We start from the raw sequence: 20,116 nt of genomic DNA, 5'->3' as shown, positions 1-20,116 counted from the left end.
CGTGCGCACTTTTGGTGTGGAAGAGGAATTGCTGATCGTCGATCCCGTGACCGGCGAGCCGCTCGCGCTTGCCGACGCGCTCCTCGCTGGCGCTGCCGATGACGGGCCCGCCCACGACGGCCCCGAACCTGGACCCACCCTTGACGAGGTCGACGGCCCCGATACCGGCCTAAGCCACGAACTCAAACTTGAGCAGATCGAAACCCAGACCCGGCCATGCCGCAGCTATGCCGAGCTCTTACACCAGATCCGCAGGGGCCGGGGCCTCGCGAGTCACGCCGCCCGGCGCCACGGCGCGCGGATCGCCGCGTTGGCCACGTCGCCCGTGGATGCCGCGTTGCACACCACTCCGGATCCCCGGTATGCCATCATGCTCGAACGCTTCGGCATCACCGCACACGAACAGCTCACGTGCGGATTCCACGTCCACACCTCGATCGAGTCTCCCGAGGAGGGCGTGATGGTCCTGGACCGCATCCGGGACAAGCTCGCCGTCTTCACCGCGATGAGCGCCAACTCCCCCTACTGGCGGGGGCTGGCCACGGGCTTTGAAAGCTATCGGACGCAAGCATGGAACCGCTGGCCTTCGTCGGGGCCGTCAGCCATCTTCGGATCCCTTGCCTCCTACCGGCGGGTTGTCCGGAGGCTCATCGAAACGGGAGTGTTGCTGGACGAGGGGATGGTCTACTTCGACGCCAGGCTGTCCCGGCACGTTCCCACGGTGGAGGTCCGGGTGGCCGATGTCTGCCTCCGGGCCGAGGATGCGGCGCTCATCGCCGTCCTTGTCAGGGCCCTGGTTGAGACGTCTGTTCGTGAATACCATGCCGGAATAGAGCCGGCGGCCGTGCCCACGGCGCTTCTGCGGATGGCGTCCTGGCAGGCAAGCAACTTCGGCCTGCGCACCGAGCTGCTGGACTTCGGGACCTTCCGCCCTGAGCCCGCCGCGGACGTTGTCTGGTCCTTGGTGGAGTATCTGGAACCTGTGCTCGCCGAACAGGGCGAATTCGACTTGGTCCAAACCGGCGTGGCAGCCATCCTGGGCCGTGGCAATGGCGCCATCGAGCAGCGTGGTGTTGCCGAACGCTGGAGCGGCAGCAACGGGGGCGCGCCCGACGCCGCCGGGCTGGCCGCCGTCGTCGAGCACGCTGTTCAGATCACGATGCGCTCAGAGCGGGACGAGAGCGACACCAAGCCGCAGCCCGTCCTCACCTGGGTGCGCCAAGACTGGCGCGAAGCGCCGGGCTAGACCTGCTTGAGGGCCCGCTCGAGGTCCCCGATGAGGTCGTCCACATCCTCCAGCCCCACCGAAAGCCGCACGACGCCGTCGCTCAGGCCAATGGCTGCGCGGCCTTCCGGACCCATGGCGCGATGCGTGGTGGTGGCGGGGTGCGTGATGAGGGACTTGGAGTCGCCCAGGTTGTTCGAGATGTCGATGACGGCGAGCCCGTCCAGCAGCGCGAAGGCGGCCTCCTTCGCTGATCGCCCCGCGGAGGGGAGCAGCTCGAAAGTGAGCACCGTTCCGCCGGCCTTCATTTGCTTCGCGGCGAGCTCGTGCTGCGGGTGCGACTTCAGCAGCGGGTACTTGACCCAGCTGATGGCCGGTTGTGCCTCAAGCCATTCGGCGATCCGCAACGCAGATGCCGAGGAGTGGTTGACCCGCAGGGCCATCGTCTCCAGGCCTTTGGTCAGGACCCAGGCGTTGAACGCGGAAAGGGACGGCCCGGTGTGCCGCATGAGTTGCTTGACCGGCCCGTCGATGAACTCCTTGGTGCCCAGGATCGCGCCGCCCAGGACCCGTCCTTGGCCGTCGATGTGCTTGGTGCCGGAGTAGACAATCACGTCTGCGCCGAGATCGCCGCAGCGCTGCAGCAAGGGGGTGGCGAAGACGTTGTCGACGACGACCGTGGCGCCCGCCGCGTGGGCAAGCTCGCTCACCGCGGCAATGTCCACGATTTCCTGCATGGGGTTCGACGGCGACTCGAAGAACACCGCCGTTGTCGGCTCGGACAACGCGGCACGCCATTGGTCGAGGTCCGGCCCGTCGACGAAGACGGTCTCGACCCCCCAGCGCGGCAGGATCTCGTTGAGGATCACGAAGCAGGAACCGAAGAGCGAGCGGGCGGCAACCACGCGGTCACCAGCCGCCAGCAACGCACCGAGGGCGGTGAAGACAGCTGACATGCCCGACGCCGTCGCGAAGCACGCTTCGGTGCCCTCAAGCAGGCGGAGGCGCTCCTGGAAGGTGGCGACCGAAGGGTTGCCGTAACGGGAGTAGACGAAGCGTTCGTCCTCGCCTGTGAAGGCACGCTCGGCAGCCGCGGCGGACTGGTAGACGAAACCGGAGTTCAAGAAGACGGCTTCGGACGTTTCCTGGAAGTTGGTACGGTCAAGACCGCCGCGGACTGCCTGGGTGTCAGGGCTCCAGCTGGCGGCGTCAGGATTGAAAGTCACTTAGATATTCCCCAGGTTCGTCGGAAGTCCACGGTTTTTCCAGCCATTCACGGTTCGCTCGCCGTAGCGGTCCGGTTCGCCCTCAAAGCCCTCGAGGACGTTGTAGGCGGTGTATCCGGCCTGGGTTGCGGCGATCGCGGCCGCGATGGAGCGCTGGCCGGAGCGGCAGAGGAAGACGAGTTCCGTGCCGTCCCCCTCGGGAGCCTGTTGTGTCAGCTGTTCGATGAAGCGGGTGTTGGGGATGCCGCCGGCCAGGTTCCACTGGATGAACAAGGGATCGTTTTCGGTGGCTTTGGTGTCCGGGATCCCGATGTGTGCCCACTCGCCTTCGGTGCGGACGTCCACCAAGATGGCGCCCTGCTCGAGCTTGGCCCAGGCGTCGTGCGGGCTGAGGTCGCCTGCGTAGCTCATGCGTGGCCCTCGCCGTCGAACTCTTCATCAAGCTGATCCACCGCATTGGCGACGGCGGCATCCGCGCTCGCGATCGCCGCGGGCAGGACGATGGCTTGTGCCACAATCACGTCCTTGCCGTTGAAAGTCGCGGCCGGGCTGCCGTGCAACACGTATCCCTCTGCGAGGGCGGTGGAGATCCGCTCGCAGAATTCCTTGGTGTCAGGGCCCGTGATGAGACGGTAGGAGAGTTTTTCCTCGGTGGGTTCAGGCATTGGTGCTCCTCAGTCACGCTTGCAGTTCGAAAGTGTCGATACGCCGAGTAGTCACCTGAGGCACCCCGCCGGAGAGAGGGTTGCCGACCAGCAAGTCAGGGCTTCGCGCTGGTGCTCATTACTCAAGAAGAAAAATAACACCCACGACGGCGGCCCGCATCACCGGCCGTCGTCATGTTCCGTAACCGGGGGGCGGCCGGTGGGGAGCCGGCGGGTGGGGCCACGCTGGCGCGGACCCTAGGCTTCGGTTTCTGTAGGCAGCGGGTCCAGGCTTGCCTGGACCCGGGGTGAAACGGCATCAAAGCGCGATGCTACTCCTGTGGGGGAGTGATGAAACGTGGAACCTTGATGCTTCCGGATTTCCAGCAACTCGTGCACGGATATCCCGGTGGCCGTGGCGAGTGCGTGCAGCGAGAGGCTGTTGTGATGAGCCAGGGCAAAAACCACGCCAGACAGCGCTTCGAAACCTTCTGTCTCGTAGATTTCCTTTATCAAGTTGGACATGCCGTTCGCATCATCGATTGATCCCGCTGACGCACCGGTTGCCATGGCCGTCAGCGACCACGCAGCAGAGTCGGGGCTGATGTAGATGCTCATGTCGATACCCTACGGACTCAGGCCCACTTGGGGAATGGGCGATACGTTTATCTTTATGGCAGCACTCACCGACCTTGACCGCCAGCTCCTCTCCGCCCTCAGGGAGGACGGCCGGGCATCTGTCGCGAGCCTCGCGCGCCAGCTGGGCGTCGCCAGGGCCACCGTGAACAGCCGGCTCGAGCGCCTGGTCTCCTCCGGAACGATCGTTGGCTTCACCGCGAGGGTGCGCGACGAAGTCGATCCACTTGCGATCCGGGCTATTGCGCTCATTGCCGTGGAAGGAAGGTCGGCCGACAGGGTCATTCGCCAGCTGAGGGGGCTCCCCGAGATTTGGGCACTGCACACCACGAATGGCGGCTGGGACCTCGTGGCTGAGCTGCGCACGGAAAGCCTCAGCGACTTTGACCAAGTGCTGGGCAGGATCCGCGGGATCGAGGGGATCGTCAATAGCGAGACAAGCCTGCTGCTCAGCTCCGTCCTGCGGTAGCCGGTTGCTTGGCGGCGACAAACCTCATGAGCATTATGTTCGAAAGGACTCGTCATTTTGTGCATTTTTTCAATGAAAAGTACATACTTTGGCAATTGCGGATGCATATCGCCGCTCCGTAGCCTCATAGCAACAATGCTCATGAGGGAAAGGAGCGCACATGACGCGCTTTGTCGATGTCCGCAATATGGTCCGCTGGACGGCCGGGCGAGGCCCGGAAACCATCATTTCGGAGATGATTCAGTACTTGGAAGACGACTTCCGGCGATGGGAATCTTTTGACAAGACCCCGCGGGTGGCGAGTCACACCGCGTTTGGCGTCATCGAGCTGATGCCCACCAGTGACCAGGAAACATACGGCTTCAAGTACGTCAATGGACACCCTTCGAATCCAGCGCGCGGCTTCCAGACTGTGACAGCCTTCGGTGTCCTGTCCGATGTCCATAACGGCTACCCGACGTTCCTCGCGGAGATGACAGTGCTGACGGCGCTGCGGACGGCGGCCACGTCCGGCATGGTCGCCAAGAAACTTGCGCGCCCCGATGCACGGGTCATGGCGATGATCGGAACCGGAACCCAGTCGGAGTTCCAAGCGCTGGCCTTCCGGGCAGCCCTGGGCATCAACACTGTCAGGATCTGGGACACTGATCCGGCTGCGATGGAGAAGTTCGTCAGGAACATGGCTCCCCTCGGCTTCGACATCACCATCGCGGGCTCGGCGGCCCACGCAGTGGAAGACGCCGACGTCATCACCACGTGCACCGCGGACAAGGCCAACGCCACCATCCTGACTGCAGACCAGGTTTCTCCGGGCGTTCACATCAACGCGATCGGCGGCGATTGCCCAGGAAAGACCGAACTCGACGCTGCCATCCTGGACCTCGGCGACGTCTTTGTGGAATACGATCCCCAGACGCGGATTGAAGGCGAGATCCAGCAAATGTCCGCCGATTTTCCCGTCACCGAGTTCTGGCAAGTCCTTGGCGGTCATGCGCCGGGCCGGACCTCCAGGCACCAGATCACGGTATTCGATTCCGTGGGCTTCGCGATCGAGGACTTTTCCGCCTTGCGGTATCTCCGCGACGCCGTCGAGGGTTCGGAATTCTTCGAGGAGATCGACCTCGTCGCGAACCCCGACGACCCCAAGGACCTCTTCGGCTTGGTGCGCGCGCTCTCTCCGGTCGGATCCTGAGAAGCCCAACTGACTCGCATTTGTTGTCGTTTAGGGCGCTCTAAACGACAACAACTGCGAGTCAGTTGGGGAGGGAGAAGCCTGGTGCGCCGGCCCCAGAACCGGCGCACCAGACGTTTTTCCCGGCCAGACTGCCAGCCCGGCAGCCCGGGCTATTCCGCCGCCAGTCGCAGGATCAGCTCAGCATGCCCGGGGAACCTCATGACGAGCGACTCGATGTCCCGTGCCGTTGGTTTCGCGGAGTCAGACCTCTCGTATCCGGGTGAGACGCTGCAGCTGACCAAGGCGAACCCTGGACCGGCCAACTCGGCACCGAACCAGGTGGAGCCCGGGGCAACTCCTTGCAGCGTCTCGCCTGCCTCCGGATCCGGCCCTAACACGGTCTCGGTATAGCCAAAGTCCTGGTGTCCAAGCTCCCGGGAGAAGACGTGCAGCCTGATGGGCGTCCCCAGGTGGAAGAACCACAATTCGTCCTGCTTCAGGGCGTGCAACTGGAGGACTTCTCCTGATTGCAGCAAGTACCAGTTGGAACTGTAGAGCGGATGATCGACGCCGAAGCGCGGAGGCAGCGCCGATCCCGCGATGTCCTCGTTGCTCACGAGCGCCGGCGCGAACCAGCCGCCCACGAGAGCGGGGGACATGTCCAGCCGTTTGATCCAGTCCTCGGCGGCGGCAATCACGTGACCGGATCCTTCAGTGAGAAGCATGCCGGGAGGCCGATGGTCTTGTTGGGATCCTGGGGTCCGGGCGTGGGAAAACCGTGATTGAAATTCCAGGACGAAGAAACTGCGCTCATCATGATGCCCTCCATCAACTGTGCTGATTCCACGGCACCGTGAAACCAGGTGCCCGCCGGGCCGAGAGCCAGATCACCCTTCCCCAGCAGAGGTCACGGGACTAGTTAACTACTGCCGCCATGGCGGCACAATAGCGTTCGCCACGCTGAATTTTCCGGCCCGTGGACGGAGCCGTCGCTCCCGACGCCCGCGCCGCCGGCGTGAGAGTCACAGCCGGCGGCTGAGATAGCCGCGGCGAGCACTCCGCGGCTATTGACGGTCTCCCGGTTTCGGCGGGGGCCCGGGCGGCCGATGCGGCGGTGGCGGGCCGGGATGCGGGGGCAGGGGCACATGTTTGTGCAAATGTGGCGGATGCGGCGGATGTGGCCCCCCGTGCGGGGGTGGCGGGCCGCCGTGCGGCGGATGTGGCCCCCCGTGCGCCATCGGGAGAGGCAGGTCCGGTGCGTTCTCGCCGGAGGGGGTGTCCGCAGGCGCGAGCCCGGTATCCTCGGTATCGTTTGCCGCGGCGGCATCATTGGATTCCTGGGCCACCAGCCCGTAATAGCTGTAAAGTTCCTGTTCCTGCGTCTCCGTGATCACGCCGCGTTCACTCTCGATGCGCGGGCCGTTCTTAACTTTGTCCTTGGCGAAAGCCACCTTGATCACCGAATTAACCAGGCTGGCTCCGGAGAGCGGAGCGAAAGATTCGCCCATGCCGAACAAACCGGTCCGCACGGTGACAAAAACCGGATCCCCGGAATCGCCACTGGTGAAGACCTGCTCCACTGAGCCGATTTTCTCCCCGGCGGAGTCCACCACAATCCCTCCGTTGAGGACGATGTTGTCGATGTCCTGCAGACTGAGCATGAGGCGGATCCTTCGTGTATTCGGCCCCGACTATACGACCGGGCTGTTCTACATTCTGTCTTGATTCTTCACGCCGGGCGACACGGCTACTGCCGAAGACGCTCAGTGGCCGGTGGCTGCCAGGACCGCCACTGCCGCGAGCACCGTCAGGGGCGCGACAATCAGTCCGAAGAGCGCATAGCCCTTCCACGTGATCAGGACATTCATGCGGACGAGCCGGTCGTGCCAGAGCAATGTGGCCAGGGAGGCCCAAGGGGTGATGATCGGTCCGGCATTGACTCCGATCAGCAAGGCCGCCATCCGCGCAGGCGTCCCCGCCAGCGGTTCCGCCAGCAGGTAGGCAGGCAAATTGTTGAGGACATTGGAACCGGCGGCGCCCGTCACGGCAAGCCGAACCAGGTCCATGAAGCCTTGGCCTTGTCCGGCCAACTGGCTCAGCAACACGGGAGCCCCCAGATGCCTGGCGGCTTCCATCACCAGGAAAAGTCCGGAAGCGAACAGCAGCAAGGACCATGGAATCAGCGTCACCTTGAGGACCCGCGGACTCCGGAGCGCGAACACGACCCCCAGTACAACAGCCCCGGCCAGGGCCGGGATCCAAACCGGGACCCCGGACACCAACGCAGGCAGAAGCAACGCCAGCACCAAGGCGCTGAACCCGAGCAGTACCCGGTCCGCGGCAGGCCTGGTTTCAGCCCCGGCCGGCTGATCCGGCCTGATCCGCACCACCGGGATCCGTGAGTAGCGGTTGCGCAGATCCCGTCGGAAGACGATACCGATGAAGAGCAACGGCACGACGACGGCGGCAAGGGCGGGTGCCCACATGAGGCCGGCGAAGCCACCCGGAGTAATGCCGCCAAGGCTGTGCTGGGCGAGAAGGTTGGTCAGGTTGGAAATGGGCAGCAGCAGGCTTGCCGTGTTGGCCAGCCACACGGTGGTCAGGGCGAAAGGCAGGGCCGGCAGCCCGGCTTGCCGCGTCACACTGACCACCACGGGTGTCAGGAGCACCGCTGTTGTATCCAAAGAGAGGAAGACGGTGCTCAGCGTCGCGAAGACCGCCAGGAACAGCCACAAGAGAATGCTGTATCCGCGGCCCCAATAACGGAGCCGCCGGGCTGTCCAAAGGAAGACTCCGGCCTCACTGCACAGCTCAGTCACAACTGTCATCGCCACGACGAACAGCAGAATCGGAGCCACCCGATCCACGAGTGCCATGAGATCCGTGAAAGGCAGGGCACCCGTGGCGATCGCCACGGCCCCTAAGCCAAGGAGAACCGCTCCAATGATCGCCAGACGCATGAACGGAGTCTATTGCCCGGCAAGCGATCCTCAGACCAAGGACTGCGCCCCCTACGTCAATCGACGGCGGAATTCAGGACAGCCGCTAAGCTCGGATCACGTCGATACTGACTGAATCCCTGCTTGACGGAAAACATAGGTGCAACCGTGACGCTTGCCGAGGACAACCTCAACCAGCCAATTCGGATCCAATTCGAAGCATTCATCGACGAGCACCGGCGCGCGCTCAACGACTGCTTGAACGGTTTGACGGAGGAACAGGCCCGGCGGTCATTGGTCCCGTCCCGGACCACGCTGCTGGGCCTCGTGAAACACGTGACCTTCGTGGAAAAGGTCTGGTTCGACGAAGCCGTCACGTGCCGCTCCCGCGCAGAGATCGGCATCCCGGCCACGCCGGACGAATCTTTTATCCTCGACGACGGCGACACTATCGCCACGATCCAGCAAGCACACCGCGAGGCATGCGAAGCTTCGCGCCAGGCGACGTCGTCCTTGGGGCTCGACGACCTGCTTAACGGCAACCGACGCGGTCCGCTCCCGTTGCGTTGGGTTTACCTCCACATGCTCCGGGAGCTAGCCCAACACTGCGGGCACGCAGACATTCTGCGCGAACAGATCACCGCACCCAAGTAGCTCGCAGTAGATGTCGTTTTGGGCGCTCTTAACGACATTTACTGCTAGTCACTTGGGCAGGCGGAGGCAGTCGGGTTGGAACCCCTACTCAATCCCCGCGAACAGCTCGTTGAGCTCGGCCGTCAGCTGCTTGCGCATTGCCGGGGTGCCGATCTCCCTGCCGTCCACGTGGTTCACGGGAGCGATGAGCCGGATGCTCGAGATCAGCCACACCGCATCGGCGTCGAACAGGTCTTCCGGGACCAACGGGCCGTAGCCCAGCTCCCAGCCCGCTGCCTTTGCCTTGGTGAAAAGCGCGTCCTGGGACGTGCCCGGCAGGATGCCGCTGTCCAGTTGCGGAGTGATGAGGCGCTTGACCGTGCGCACCGAGCCGGCGCCGTCGTCGACCGTTTCCACGTGAGCCAGCAGCACCGTGGACGTCGGGCCCTCAAGAACCCGGCCGTCCGTTGAGGTGAAGATCGCGTCGTCCGCGCCTTGCTTGTGGGCGTAGCGCAGTGCGGCCATGTTCACGGCGTAGGAGAGCGTCTTGGCGCCGAGCAGCAGCCAGGGAGCGCGGTCGCCCGCCTCCGTGTCGAAGCCACGGTCAAGAAGTACGACGTCGATGCCCGTCTCGCGCTGCCGGCGGCTGCCCGCGGGGGACGGCGAAGCCTGGATCCAGCAGGTAGGGGTCGAGGCGCCTTCCACTCCGCGCGTCACCAAGAGCTTGACGACAACTTCGTCCTCGGCCGGGCTTGGCGCGGGGAAGGCATCCCGGAATTCGGTGATCGCGGTGTCGATCGCACGGCGCCAGACCTCCTGTTCGGGAATGTTGAGGTCCAGCGCGCGGGCTGAGCTCTCAAGCCTGTTCAGGTGCGCCTGCACCTTGCGCGCACGGCCCTCGACGGCGAGCAGCGACTCGAAGACGCCGTCACCCCGGGTGGCGCCCAGGTCTGTGGCCATGAGCTGCGGCTGGCTGGAATCGGCGACGCGGCCGTTTTCGAACGCTGGATCCAGGAATACGAGGACCGTCGAGGCAGGTAAAGTCATGTTTCCAGCTTAGTGCTGGCCCGCGGGACGGACGGTCGGATGCGGCGTGCCAGATAGGCTGGGCTGACTGTTGGTTCTTTGAATAGCTGTTCGATCGTGGGGGTGTGGGTGCTGTTTCCTTTTCAGTTCGGGCCAGAGTGGACCTGGCTCCTCGGTGCGTGGGCCATCTTTGAAATCATTTTGCGCATCGTGCTGCTGGGCGTCATTCCTGGAAACCGCCGACCCACGACGGCCATGGCGTGGCTCCTCGCCGTCTTCCTCGTTCCATCCGTCGGTTTCGTCCTGTTCCTGTTGTTCGGCAATTTCCGTTTGTCCCGCCGCCGTCGGGAGCAGCAGGAGCAAGTCAATGATCGGGTGCGTGCAGGCACGTCGGCGCTCGCCGACGTCGTAAGCACGTACTCGGGACCCGAATGGGTGACCTCGGCCGGTGAGCTGAACCGGCGCCTGGGTTCCTTGCCGATGGTGGACGGTAACTCCGTGGAGCTCTTCCCAGGCTACGAGGAGTCGATCAAGGCCATGGCGGAAGCGGTCCGGGGGGCCAAGAAGTTCGTCAATGCGGAGTTCTACATCATGAGCAGTGACTCGGTCACTGACGAGCTCCTCACCGAGTTGGAAAACGCGGCAGCGCGCGGCGTCAACGTCCGCCTTCTGTTCGACCACATCGGCACCCTGCGTATCCCCGGCTACCGAAAGCTCGTCCGCCGGCTCAAGCGCGGCCAGATCCAGTGGCGCCGCATGTTGCCGCTGTTGCCCATCCACGGCCAGTGGCGTCGGCCGGACTTACGGAACCACCGGAAAATCCTGGTGATCGACGGCGAAGTCGCCTTCACGGGCTCGCAGAACCTGATCGAGCCCTCCTACAACAACCCCAAGCACCGACGCGCCGGGCGCAAATGGGTGGAACTCATGGCGCGGATGGAGGGCCCGATTGTTGCGACCCTCAACGTCGTCTTCGCTACCGACTGGCTCAGCGAAACCGACGAGTCCCTCGAATACCAGCTGCAGGTTGCGGTCCAGGCAACGCCCGGCCGGATGACGGCACAGGTGGTTCCCAGCGGGCCCGGGTTTGTCACCGAAAACAACCTGCGCCTGTTCAACACGCTCATCTACTCGGCCCAGCACCGCATCTCGATTTGCAGCCCGTACTTCGTGCCCGACGATTCGCTGCTGTACGCCATTACGACGGCGGCCCAGCGCGGCGTCGACGTGGAGCTTTTCGTCTCCGAGAAGGGCGATCAGTTCCTCGTCCACCATGCCCAGCGCTCCTATTACGAGGCGTTGCTGGAGGCCGGGGTCCGGATCTACTTGTACCGCGCCCCTTACGTCCTGCACGCCAAGCACTTCACGATCGACGAGGAAGTGGCTGTCCTCGGCTCCAGCAATATGGACATGCGCTCCTTCTCGCTCAACATGGAGGTGTCCGTGATGATCCTGGGCGCCGAGGCCGTGGACAGCATGCGCGCCGTGGAATCGAGCTACCGGGAAATGTGCCGCGAGCTGACCCTGGAGGGCTGGTTGCACCGGCCGATGCTTGCCAAGTACGTGGACAACGTGGCGCGGCTGACGGCCACCCTGCAGTAGGGACTCAGTCCTCGCAGGCCTCGTCCGCGGGTTCGCCGTGGATCCTCGACAACAGCGCATGGAGTTGCTGGAGCTCATCGGAGGAGAATCCGGCAAAGGCCTCCTGCTCGACGTCGGCCACCGCCACTTCAATCGACGCCACCGCGCGCTTGCCTTCCGCGGTGATGTCGACGATATGACGACGGCGGTCCGCGGGATCGCGGCGCCGTTCCGCCAGTCCCGCGCGCTCAAGGTCGTTCAGGACCGCAACCAGTCCGCTCGCGTCGATTGAGAGGATGTCGATCAGGTCCTGCTGACTGAGCGGACCGGAATCGTCAAGCCGGCACAGCAGCACGGCATGCCTTGGGCTCAGCCCGGAGGAGTCAAGGGCTTGGCGGAGGCGCGTATTCATGATGCGCCCGTGGCGTGCCAGGAGAAACCCCAGTTGCTTTCCTGCTGCCGAAGAACTCATCAGGAAAATCTTATCACTGAGGAAATTATTGACTACGGGCAATCGTTGTCCTTCATAAACGATCTGAGCGGCACGAGCCGAGCAGCGTGAGCTTTCTACCTAAGGAGTTGCCATGAACAACGAGGCTCCGCACCCCACTGTGGCAGTCATCGGCGGAGGTTACGGCGGGATCTCCGTAGCGAAGGCGCTGGACGAATACGCGACGGTTACCTTGGTGGAGCCGAAGGACGCTTTCGTGCACAACATTGCGGCCCTCCGATCCGTGGTCCAACCCGACTTCCTGCCGCGGATGTTCCTTCCTTATGACCGCCTGCTGGGGCACGGTGAGGTACTCCGGGATCGCGCTGTCCGGGTAGACGGGCACACCGTCGAGTTGGCTTCGGGTGCCCGGCTGGCGCCGGACTACATCGTCCTCGCAAGCGGTTCCAGCTACCCCTTCCCGGCCAAGAGCGATCGAATGGTCACGAGCGACGCCATCGCCCGCTACCAAGCCGCACATGACGACCTCAAACGTGCCGGCAGGGTGATGCTGCTGGGCGCCGGGGCGGTGGGCCTTGAATTTGCGGGCGAAATCGCGGCGGCATGGCCGGACAAGGACATCGTGATGGTGGATCTTGCGCCGGACATCCTTCCCGGCCCGTACGACCCGCGGCTGCGGATCGAGGTCAACCGGCAGCTGGATGAACTCGGCGTACGGCCAATTTTGGGAAGCCCGTTGGTGCAGTTGCCGCCGGTTCCTGCGGGTGAATTCGCCACGTTCACCGTCAACACCGTGGACGGTACCGCCATCGGGGCGGACATCTGGTTCCGTTGCTACGGAATCGCCCCGCAGACCGACTACGTGGCAGGCGACCTCCTGGCCGCACGGACCGCCGATGGCTACCTGGACGTCACCTCCGAACTGCGCGTCGTAGGCTTCGACAACGTCTACGCCTTGGGTGACATTTCGGCGATCGACGTGAACAAAGCCGGAGTCGCGGGACGCGAAGCTGCGGTGGTTGCCAGGAACATCCAGGCCCAGATCGAGGGCTCCGCGGAACTGGCCGCCTACACGCCGTCGAAACCCGTCATCATCCTTCCCCTGGGGCCGTCCGGCGGCTCGGGACAACTGCCCGACGGCGAGATTGCCAGTCCGGAACTGATCTCCGAGATCAAGGGCCAACACATGATGATCGACCGCTACGTCGAAATGTTGAACCTCGGCGCTTGATGGACTGCGGCGGAAGGGTGCCGTGTTCGTAGTCCGCCGTGAGACTGTGGAGCATGGTGAGTTCAATCGAAGTTTCCTGGCAACTGGACGGCATCACGATGGAGGGCACGGTTGTCCGTCCCGACGGCGAGGGGCCGTTCCCTGCTGTGGCGCTCGTGGCCGGGAGCGGACCGACGGACCGGGATTGGTGTTCGCCCCTGCTCCCCGGCAGTAACGGAAGCGGGCGGCTGTTTGCCGAGGAGTTTGCACGCGCCGGTATCGCCTCGATCCGCTATGACAAAAGGGCGTCCGGCCCGCACGTGATGGACAACATCACGAAGCTCATCGGGAAGCTGAGCATGCAGTCCCATCTGGACGAGTTGGTGGCGGCCGTCCAGGTGCTTTCCGGGTTGGATTTCGTTGACTCCGCAAGAATTGCCGGGCTCGGCAACAGCGAGGGTGCCCTCCATGTGCTTCACTACGCCACGAGCAGCCAGACCGTTCCCTTCGCCGGGATCGTTCTCGCTGCGCCTCCCGGCCGCGCGATACAGACTGTGCTGCTGTCCCAGTTGGCTCTTCAGTCCGCCCAGGTCCCAGGCGGCGCTGAATTGATGCCCAAAGTCGAGGAAGCTGCTGCGCGGTACGCGGTCGGGCAGCCGATGAATCCCGACCCAGGCCTGCCCGACAGTGTGAAGATGGTTCTCGCGAGCTTCGAGGCTCCGGCAAATCTGCCCTTCGCCCGTGAGCTATGGAGCGAGTCTTCGTGCGACTCCCTGGGCAAGACGCGGATTCCCACACTGGTATTGATCGGCGGCAGGGACGTGCAGGTCGACGTAGACGCCGACGGCGGCCCTCTCCGGGAAGCCGCCGCCGGGATGGCGAACGTGGCTTTCGCCTTCCCGACCAACGCGAATCACGTGTTCAAGGAGGATGGGCGGAGTCCGGCCGAAGTCGCCGCATCCCCCGGGAACGGCTACAACGAACCGGGCACACATCTCGACCCTGAAAGCCTGGAAACGATTGTCGCCTGGCTGGGGGAGACCCTGAAGATTCAGAGCCTCCCGCCTGGCGGGCCGGGCTGAGTCCTCCGCCGCCCGATTACTGGCCGAGGACCGCGTCGACGAGTTTGACCAGTTCCGCCGCCGAGTCAGGGGTGACGGTGGCGCCCGTCTTGATCGCCGTGGCCCCGAGGTTGCCTTTCACTCCGGTCACGGTCAGTGTGGTGGCCTTCTGGCCCGACGCAAGGACCTGGGTCATCAACATCCCGACCGACTGGTCCCCGCTGGTCTTTTCCGGCAACGACTGTGTCCGGGTAGTGACCTTCTGCCCTCCCGCCTCGATCGTGAAGGTAGAACACTGGGCCAGCGCATCACTGGACTTCTTCGTCTGGCCGCCCAACACCGTGGGATCCTTCACCGCCAGGGCGGTGATCACGGTGACGGACTTGTCCGCCGCCGAGATGCTCTGCCCCGCCGCATACGTCGCCCCCTCCGGAACCTGAGCGTTGTTGTTCGCCAAGGCCGCGCACGCCGGGGGTGTGATGACGGCGGACTTGAGCATCTGCTTCGCGGCGATGATGCCCTGGTCGATCTGCGCAGCGGGTATGACGGTCAACGGCTTGCCCTGGTCGTCCTTCAACTGCGCGACGATCGAAGCGAGTTCTTCATTCGTGTACGTCTTCGGAGTGGGCGTCGGTGTAGGCGTCGGCGTCGAGGAAGAAGCGGCCGCGGTTCCCGGATTCGAGGGACCTCCGCAGCCTGTCAACGCCAGGACGGCAGCAAAGAGAATCCCGAGCGGTGCGAGCATTTTTTTCATGTGTAAACCCCAATTTTCGTGGCGGCATGGCCTTTCCCGGGGGTAACCGGCACAGCCTTGCCTCAACCGCCGGGCCGGTCTTTTCCCGCACCGATCCCAAGCAGTCATGAATAGGATGGTTGCCACGGTACATAATCAGTAGGCTTCCTAAATAGAGTGTTGTCTACTTGGATGCCGTCGGCACGGTCAGTACTCGCCCTTGATCACGAAGAACGAGCCGCGGATAACGCCTGCAAGCTTCGACTTCTGGCGGGCAAACTTGAAGCGTGACTCCAGTTCCTCTGGAATCTCCATGCCGTCGGAGAGCTTGAATCCGACTGCCCGCTTCCCGCCGGCCTCGATGCTGTACATGACGTTGATCGACAACCCCGACTCGTAGAAGACGTAGGCCATGCGCAAACCGTCGACGTCGAAGGCGGTCGCTTCCAGCGGGCGGGAGCCGATGACGATGTCACGCTCCTCCTTCAGGATGCGGCTCACGTGCTCCACCACCTCCGGAACCTCGCCGGCAGGGCTCACGGTGAAGACGTGGCCGTACTTGTTCCTGTAGTAGCGGCCTTCGTTGGCGCGCAGCCCGGCAAGGGCCTCGGCAACGGGAGACGATTCCAGCCCGGTAGTAGAAACATTCTCGAAGTCAACGATGTATGGCATGCATCCTCCTGGTACGACGTGGTTTGACCAATGCTAACGCGACCAGGATCCGGCGCTCCCGAGGGGTCTTTCCATCCTGGAGCAATGGGGCGATTCTGGAAGTCCAAGCATGTTTGGAAGCGTTGTTCGGAGGCGTCATGGCGCGGAAAAACGAGTCCCCGGCTGTGCAGGCACCGCCAGAGCCTGGAGACGAATACCCTGAGAAAGTCCGGATCCTGGCCGAGGGCAGATTGGTCAGCGACAGGTTGTGGAACGCAGACCTAGCACCGGCCCGGCAACGCAACTGGAGGGTCCGCAGCCTCTTCGCCCTGTGGATGTGCGACGTCCACAGCATCGCCGGATACACTTTCGCGGCCGGCCTCTTCATCACCGGCCTCGTGGGCTGGCAGGTCTTCCCTGCCCTTGTCCTCGGCATCACCCTCGTCTACTTCCTGATGAACTTTGCCGGGACGGCGGGGCAGAAGACCGGCGTACCGTATCCGGTCCTGGCGCGGATGTCCTTCGGCCTCTTCGGTGCCAACCTGGCTGCACTGATCCGGGCACTCATCGCCATTGCCTGGTACGGCATCCAGACCTGGCTCGCCTCCGAAGCCGTGTTGGTGCTGCTGTTTTCCGTGTGGCCCCAGTTGACCCCGCTCGATGGCCCGGACGTGCCACACATCCTTGGCTTGACGCCGATCGGCTGGGCGGCGTTCCTGGTCCTCTGGGCGGTCCAGCTGCTCGTCATCCGGCGCGGCATGGAGACCGTGCGGAAATTCCAGGACTGGGCCGGCCCTGCTATCTGGGTGGCAATGTTCGCGCTCGCGATCTACATCCTGACGCAAGCGGGCAATAAGTTCAGCCTCTCGATCCCCGGCGTCGCCCCTTTGGACGGCCCGGCAGCCGTGACCCAGTTCTTCTCGGCAATTGCCCTGACCGTCACCTACTTTGCGGCGCTGCTCCTGAACTTCTGCGATTTCTCGCGGTTCGCACCGGACCGCAAGACCATCCTGCGCGGCAATTTCTGGGGCCTGCCCGTGAACTTCATCGCGTTCGCCCTGGTCACAGTGGTGGTCACAGCGGGCGCGGCGTCCTACTTCACCGCAGACCAGTACCGCGGCCAGGACATGTTCAAGGTCATCACCGATCCGGTGGCGATCGTCCAGGCGATCAAGAATCCGTGGATCACCATCATCGCCGCCGTCACGTTCGTGGTGGCCACGATCGGCATCAACGTGGTGGCAAACTTCGTCTCCGCCTCCTACGACCTCGCCAACGTGGCCCCGCACAGGATCGACTTCCGCCGCGGCGGCCTCATCAGCGCGGTGCTGGCCATCGTGATCCTGCCCTGGAACCTCTTCAGCAGTCCCGTGGTGATCGTGTACTTCCTGGGCGGCCTCGGCGCGCTGCTCGGTCCGCTGTTCGGGGTCATCTTCACGGACTTCTTCCGCATCCGGCACCAGCGGTGCAAGGTCTCGGACCTTTACCACGAGGACGAGAAGGGCCTCTACTTCTACACCAAGGGCTGGAACCTCAAGGCCATCGCCGCGTTGGTTCCAGCCGCCGTCGTCGCAGGCGTTCTGGCCTTGGTCCCGGCGCTGCAGACCTTCCTGCCGGGAGGCTCGGGCCTGGGTCCGTATTCATGGTTCGTGGGGGCGATCCTGGCCAGCCTGATCTACTACACGATCACCCGGAACGATCCGCGGACGGTCCGCGCCCGGACGGAAGAACACAACTGATTCTCAGGTAGAGGGAAACTCCGCGCCCAGGGCGGAGAGCACGCCGAACGCCTTGGTCCGGATTTCCTCGTATTCGTCCTGGGCCGTGGAGTCCGCCGTGATGGCGCCCCCGACGCCGAGACTGAGCGTGCGTCCGCCGTCGCCGTCGGGACCCATCACCAGGGTCCGGATCACGACGGCGAGATCCGTCGCCGCGTTGAGCGAAAAGTACCCAATCGCGCCCGAGTAGACCCCGCGCGGTCCGGACTCCAAGCTGTCAAGGATGTCCATGGTGCTGATCTTCGGAGCTCCCGTCATGGACCCGGCAGGGAACGCTGCCGCGACGGCTTCGGCCCGGGGTGCTCCGGGTCGCAACCGGGCGTCGATCGTGCTCACCATCTGGTGTACGGTGGCGTAGCTTTCCACCGCGCATAACCGGCTGACCGTCACCGATCCGGGCACGGCGAAATGGCTGAGGTCGTTGCGAAGCAGATCCACGATCATGATGTTCTCCGCACGGTCCTTGAGGGAGGATTCAAGGCCACGCCGCAGTGCCTCGTCGATGACAGGATCGTTGGCCCGGCCCCTGGTGCCCTTGATCGGCTCGGCCCGCATGCCGCCGTCGGAGGTTATCCGGAGGAAGCGCTCAGGCGAGGTGCTCGCGACCGTCAGATCGCCGAAACGCAAGTAGCTCGCGAACGGCGCCGGGTTGCGCTTGCGCAGCGCGAGGTAGCCTTCCCACGGGTCCAGCCCGGGATCCGTGGCGGTCACGGTGGTGGTCAGGCAGACCTCGTAGGTGTTGCCCTCGGCGATCTGGTGCTGCGCGTCGCTGATTTTGCTTTTGTATTCGTCCTCGGTGTCGCGGCTGGAGAACTCAAGCGCCACTGTGCGACCCCCGACGGCGGGATCCCCGGCCGAGTGCCTCGGCGCGCTGGCCGCTTGGGGTGCCGACGCCGCGGACAGCACGGCCTCCCGCGCAAGCCCAAGCCATTCGCCGGCGTCGGGGGTATCGATGGCGAGCAGCCACACGGCAGCCTCACGGTGGTCGATCACCACGGCCCTGCCGGCGAAGAGCAACGCGGCATCCGGAGTGCCGGCCTGGACATCGCTGCCACCGGTCTCCCGCTTCAATTCATAGCCGAGGTAGCCCAACCAGCCGAGCGTGAATTCGCAGTCGTAGCCTTCCGGCGCCTTCAAAGCCTTGCGGCCCCACACGGTGTCCAACCAACGGAAGAAGGGTCCGGTGGTCTCCACGGTGGCGCAACCGGCACTGAGCCGGGTGGTTCCGGAACGGTGCGTTACGGCTTGGCCGAAGGAGCCGCCGTCGTCCGCGAGGATACTGAAGCGGCTGCGCTCGGCCGCGGCGTTGGAGGATCCGGCGTCGCCGACCGTGTCCCTGTTGGAGGACGTGTTGGAGGAATCGAGCCAGACGGCGTTGGCGGAGTGGGCGTAGAGCGTGTGGAACAGGGCCGCGGCGTCCGGCGTGGCATCTATCCGTTCGGCCTTGAGCTGCAAACCGCGGCGTGCCGAGAGCTCGGGAGCCAGCACGGGGGAGAGCGACGGGAGGTAGTTCAGCGCCTGCAGCGCGTCATCCGGGGCGTTGCCGTCAGCCCGGTTCAGCACCCTGACGTCAGTGTGGTCGAGGACGTCGTCGGTCTCCAGCCACTCGTCCTCCTGGGCCGCCCAGCTGTCCCAGAACGGTTCGTAGCTGCTGCCGTCCCGGGCCATCGCACGGTGCCTGCGGTCGTCCTCGGGAGCGTCCACCCAAACCACGGCGTCCAGCATCGGGCGGGCAGCATTCGCAGCGGCCCCGACGCCCTCGACGATGACGATTTCGGCAGGCAGCGTCACGTGGTTGCGGCCGTCGTAGTGCTTCTCCCAGTCCCAACTGACCCACTCGGCGGCGTCGCCGTGCCGCAGCGGTGCCAGGACCGTGGTGACGTACCGCTCGATGCCTGCAGCGAGGCCGTTCCAGCCCGGATAGATGTCCTCGAGATGGAACAGCGACACCTTGTGATGCATGCGGAGGCGGGCGGCAAGTTCGACGGCGAGAGTGGTCTTTCCGGCGCCGGACCGGCCATCGATGGCGATGATCACGGGTGCTGGGGTCATGAAATAGAGCGTACCTGCTGTGGGTCGTGGTGCCGTGCGTGCTGCCCGGCGGCCACGGCGTCGCGCGTGAAGGCGACAATCCCGGGGACGGCCGCCCGGATGAGGTCCCAGGTGACGTCGAAATCGTGGTGGCCCCCGTACCAGGGATCTTCGATGCCCAGGTCCAGGGTGCTCCGGCCAGCGACGGATGGGTCGAAGCTGCGCAGCATCCGGATCTTGGCGAGCGTCTCCGAATCCGGGGCGGCCTCATGCAGCCAGCCGTAGTGATCCACGTCGAGCGCCAAAATCAAGTCCCGCTCCCGGAACCACTCCTGGCGCCAGCTCCTGGCAAGGTGACCTTCGGAGTGGATCCGGTGTGCTGAAAGGACCCGTGCCGCACGCGGATCGATAGGGTGTCCGGCCTCGTATGAGGTGGTTCCCGCGGAGTCCACCACAACCGCTCCACCCAGCCCTCCGGCGTCGAACGCTTCGGTCAGCATGAGCTCCGCCATGGGTGAGCGGCAGATGTTTCCCGTGCAAACGGTGATGATGCGGTATGGGCTCGGCGCTGAGTACATGGAGCAAGCATGGGGGATCCCACCCCGTCTTGGCTAGTCAAAATTACAAGATTTGTAAAGTCGCTGGTGG

General features: G+C 64.3%; 21 protein-coding genes and 1 riboswitch. Of the genes, 8 read left to right on the top strand and 13 right to left on the bottom strand.

The features are described 5' to 3' along the window. Position 1 precedes the first annotated feature (1 nt). Positions 2 to 1,246, top strand: a complete 1,245-nt coding sequence (locus tag OIT41_RS18255) for a glutamate--cysteine ligase (RefSeq protein ID WP_264637041.1) — start codon at positions 2 to 4, stop codon at positions 1,244 to 1,246. Here the strand turns inward: OIT41_RS18255 and OIT41_RS18250 are convergent. From OIT41_RS18250 to OIT41_RS18235, 4 genes are all read right to left on the bottom strand, one after another. Then, positions 1,243 to 2,451 carry an O-succinylhomoserine sulfhydrylase gene (locus OIT41_RS18250; protein ID WP_241709404.1) on the bottom strand — a complete coding sequence of 403 codons (1,209 nt, stop codon included), beginning with the start codon at positions 2,449 to 2,451 and terminating at the stop codon, positions 1,243 to 1,245. The genes OIT41_RS18255 and OIT41_RS18250 overlap by 4 nt on opposite strands. Further along, positions 2,452 to 2,862, bottom strand: a complete 411-nt coding sequence (locus OIT41_RS18245) for a rhodanese-like domain-containing protein (protein ID WP_241709405.1) — start codon at positions 2,860 to 2,862, stop codon at positions 2,452 to 2,454. Further along, positions 2,859 to 3,116, bottom strand: coding sequence for a DUF1737 domain-containing protein (locus tag OIT41_RS18240; protein ID WP_078107380.1), 258 nt, complete (start codon positions 3,114 to 3,116; stop codon positions 2,859 to 2,861). Before OIT41_RS18240 ends, OIT41_RS18245 begins: the two co-directional genes overlap by 4 nt. 10 nt (positions 3,117 to 3,126) lie before the next feature. After that, a riboswitch (SAM riboswitch) is annotated at positions 3,127 to 3,239 on the bottom strand. 114 nt (positions 3,240 to 3,353) lie between these two features. Beyond that, a complete protein-coding gene (locus OIT41_RS18235; protein WP_241709406.1) occupies positions 3,354 to 3,713 on the bottom strand; it encodes a hypothetical protein in 360 nt (119 codons plus the stop codon). A 55-nt stretch (positions 3,714 to 3,768) separates the two neighbouring features. Here OIT41_RS18235 and OIT41_RS18230 point away from each other — a divergent pair, with 55 nt between their 5' ends. Both OIT41_RS18230 and OIT41_RS18225 read left to right on the top strand, forming a co-directional pair. Continuing rightward, positions 3,769 to 4,200, top strand: a complete 432-nt coding sequence (locus tag OIT41_RS18230) for an Lrp/AsnC family transcriptional regulator (protein WP_078107421.1) — start codon at positions 3,769 to 3,771, stop codon at positions 4,198 to 4,200. A 160-nt stretch (positions 4,201 to 4,360) separates the two neighbouring features. Then, on the top strand, positions 4,361 to 5,392 hold the full coding sequence (locus tag OIT41_RS18225) for an ornithine cyclodeaminase (protein WP_241709407.1): 1,032 nt from the start codon (positions 4,361 to 4,363) through the stop codon (positions 5,390 to 5,392). 152 nt (positions 5,393 to 5,544) lie between these two features. Here the strand turns inward: OIT41_RS18225 and OIT41_RS18220 are convergent, their stop codons facing one another. The 3 genes from OIT41_RS18220 to OIT41_RS18210 form a co-directional block, all read right to left on the bottom strand. Then, positions 5,545 to 6,099, bottom strand: a complete 555-nt coding sequence (locus tag OIT41_RS18220) for a cupin domain-containing protein (protein ID WP_264637040.1) — start codon at positions 6,097 to 6,099, stop codon at positions 5,545 to 5,547. A gap of 339 nt (positions 6,100 to 6,438) precedes the next feature. After that, positions 6,439 to 7,035, bottom strand: coding sequence for a PRC-barrel domain-containing protein (locus OIT41_RS18215; RefSeq protein ID WP_264637039.1), 597 nt, complete (start codon positions 7,033 to 7,035; stop codon positions 6,439 to 6,441). Positions 7,036 to 7,137: 102 nt separating this feature from the next. Next, positions 7,138 to 8,334 (bottom strand): SLC13 family permease, encoded by a 1,197-nt coding sequence (locus tag OIT41_RS18210; RefSeq protein ID WP_241709410.1) that lies wholly within the window; start codon positions 8,332 to 8,334, stop codon positions 7,138 to 7,140. Between the two features lie 123 nt (positions 8,335 to 8,457). Here OIT41_RS18210 and OIT41_RS18205 point away from each other — a divergent pair, with 123 nt between their 5' ends. Continuing rightward, complete coding sequence (locus tag OIT41_RS18205; RefSeq protein WP_241709411.1) at positions 8,458 to 8,967, top strand: DinB family protein; 510 nt, start codon at positions 8,458 to 8,460, stop codon at positions 8,965 to 8,967. Positions 8,968 to 9,051: 84 nt separating this feature from the next. Here OIT41_RS18205 and OIT41_RS18200 read toward each other — a convergent pair whose 3' ends face one another. After that, positions 9,052 to 9,993: an aminodeoxychorismate lyase gene (locus OIT41_RS18200; RefSeq protein WP_241709412.1), complete on the bottom strand. Its 942-nt coding sequence runs from the start codon at positions 9,991 to 9,993 to the stop codon at positions 9,052 to 9,054. Positions 9,994 to 10,101: 108 nt separating this feature from the next. On the opposite strand from OIT41_RS18200, the gene cls reads away from it, so the two are divergent. Beyond that, positions 10,102 to 11,574: a cardiolipin synthase gene (gene cls, locus OIT41_RS18195; RefSeq protein WP_413542294.1), complete on the top strand. Its 1,473-nt coding sequence runs from the start codon at positions 10,102 to 10,104 to the stop codon at positions 11,572 to 11,574. A 4-nt stretch (positions 11,575 to 11,578) separates the two neighbouring features. Here cls and OIT41_RS18190 read toward each other — a convergent pair whose 3' ends face one another. After that, positions 11,579 to 12,025, bottom strand: a complete 447-nt coding sequence (locus OIT41_RS18190) for a MarR family winged helix-turn-helix transcriptional regulator (protein WP_264637038.1) — start codon at positions 12,023 to 12,025, stop codon at positions 11,579 to 11,581. 112 nt (positions 12,026 to 12,137) lie between these two features. Between OIT41_RS18190 and OIT41_RS18185 the strand changes: the two genes are divergently transcribed. Both OIT41_RS18185 and OIT41_RS18180 read left to right on the top strand, forming a co-directional pair. Further along, the gene (locus OIT41_RS18185; RefSeq protein WP_264637037.1) at positions 12,138 to 13,235 is read left to right on the top strand and encodes an NAD(P)/FAD-dependent oxidoreductase; all 1,098 of its coding nucleotides are present in this window, start codon (positions 12,138 to 12,140) and stop codon (positions 13,233 to 13,235) included. A gap of 53 nt (positions 13,236 to 13,288) precedes the next feature. Then, positions 13,289 to 14,296 (top strand): dienelactone hydrolase family protein, encoded by a 1,008-nt coding sequence (locus tag OIT41_RS18180; protein WP_241709415.1) that lies wholly within the window; start codon positions 13,289 to 13,291, stop codon positions 14,294 to 14,296. 16 nt (positions 14,297 to 14,312) lie between these two features. Here OIT41_RS18180 and OIT41_RS18175 read toward each other — a convergent pair whose 3' ends face one another. Then, on the bottom strand, positions 14,313 to 15,029 hold the full coding sequence (locus OIT41_RS18175; RefSeq protein ID WP_264637036.1) for a hypothetical protein: 717 nt from the start codon (positions 15,027 to 15,029) through the stop codon (positions 14,313 to 14,315). 186 nt (positions 15,030 to 15,215) lie between these two features. Continuing rightward, positions 15,216 to 15,680: a phage tail protein gene (locus OIT41_RS18170; RefSeq protein WP_241709417.1), complete on the bottom strand. Its 465-nt coding sequence runs from the start codon at positions 15,678 to 15,680 to the stop codon at positions 15,216 to 15,218. Positions 15,681 to 15,817: 137 nt separating this feature from the next. Between OIT41_RS18170 and OIT41_RS18165 the strand changes: the two genes are divergently transcribed. Next, the gene (locus tag OIT41_RS18165; RefSeq protein WP_264637035.1) at positions 15,818 to 17,398 is read left to right on the top strand and encodes an NCS1 family nucleobase:cation symporter-1; all 1,581 of its coding nucleotides are present in this window, start codon (positions 15,818 to 15,820) and stop codon (positions 17,396 to 17,398) included. A 3-nt stretch (positions 17,399 to 17,401) separates the two neighbouring features. On the opposite strand, the gene pabB is transcribed toward OIT41_RS18165, so the two are convergent. Next, positions 17,402 to 19,489: an aminodeoxychorismate synthase component I gene (gene pabB / locus OIT41_RS18160; RefSeq protein WP_241709419.1), complete on the bottom strand. Its 2,088-nt coding sequence runs from the start codon at positions 19,487 to 19,489 to the stop codon at positions 17,402 to 17,404. Continuing rightward, a complete protein-coding gene (locus tag OIT41_RS18155; protein ID WP_078107392.1) occupies positions 19,486 to 20,046 on the bottom strand; it encodes a low molecular weight protein-tyrosine-phosphatase in 561 nt (186 codons plus the stop codon). The genes pabB and OIT41_RS18155 overlap by 4 nt, the downstream gene beginning before the upstream one ends. Between the last annotated feature and the right edge of the window lie 70 nt (positions 20,047 to 20,116).

This window comes from Arthrobacter sp. YA7-1 (assembly GCF_025960325.1).
Classification (GTDB): Bacteria; Actinomycetota; Actinomycetes; order Actinomycetales; family Micrococcaceae; genus Arthrobacter; species Arthrobacter bambusae_A.
Note: the sequence above shows the minus strand (reverse complement) of the source record. Positions and strands in the feature narration are given on the sequence as shown.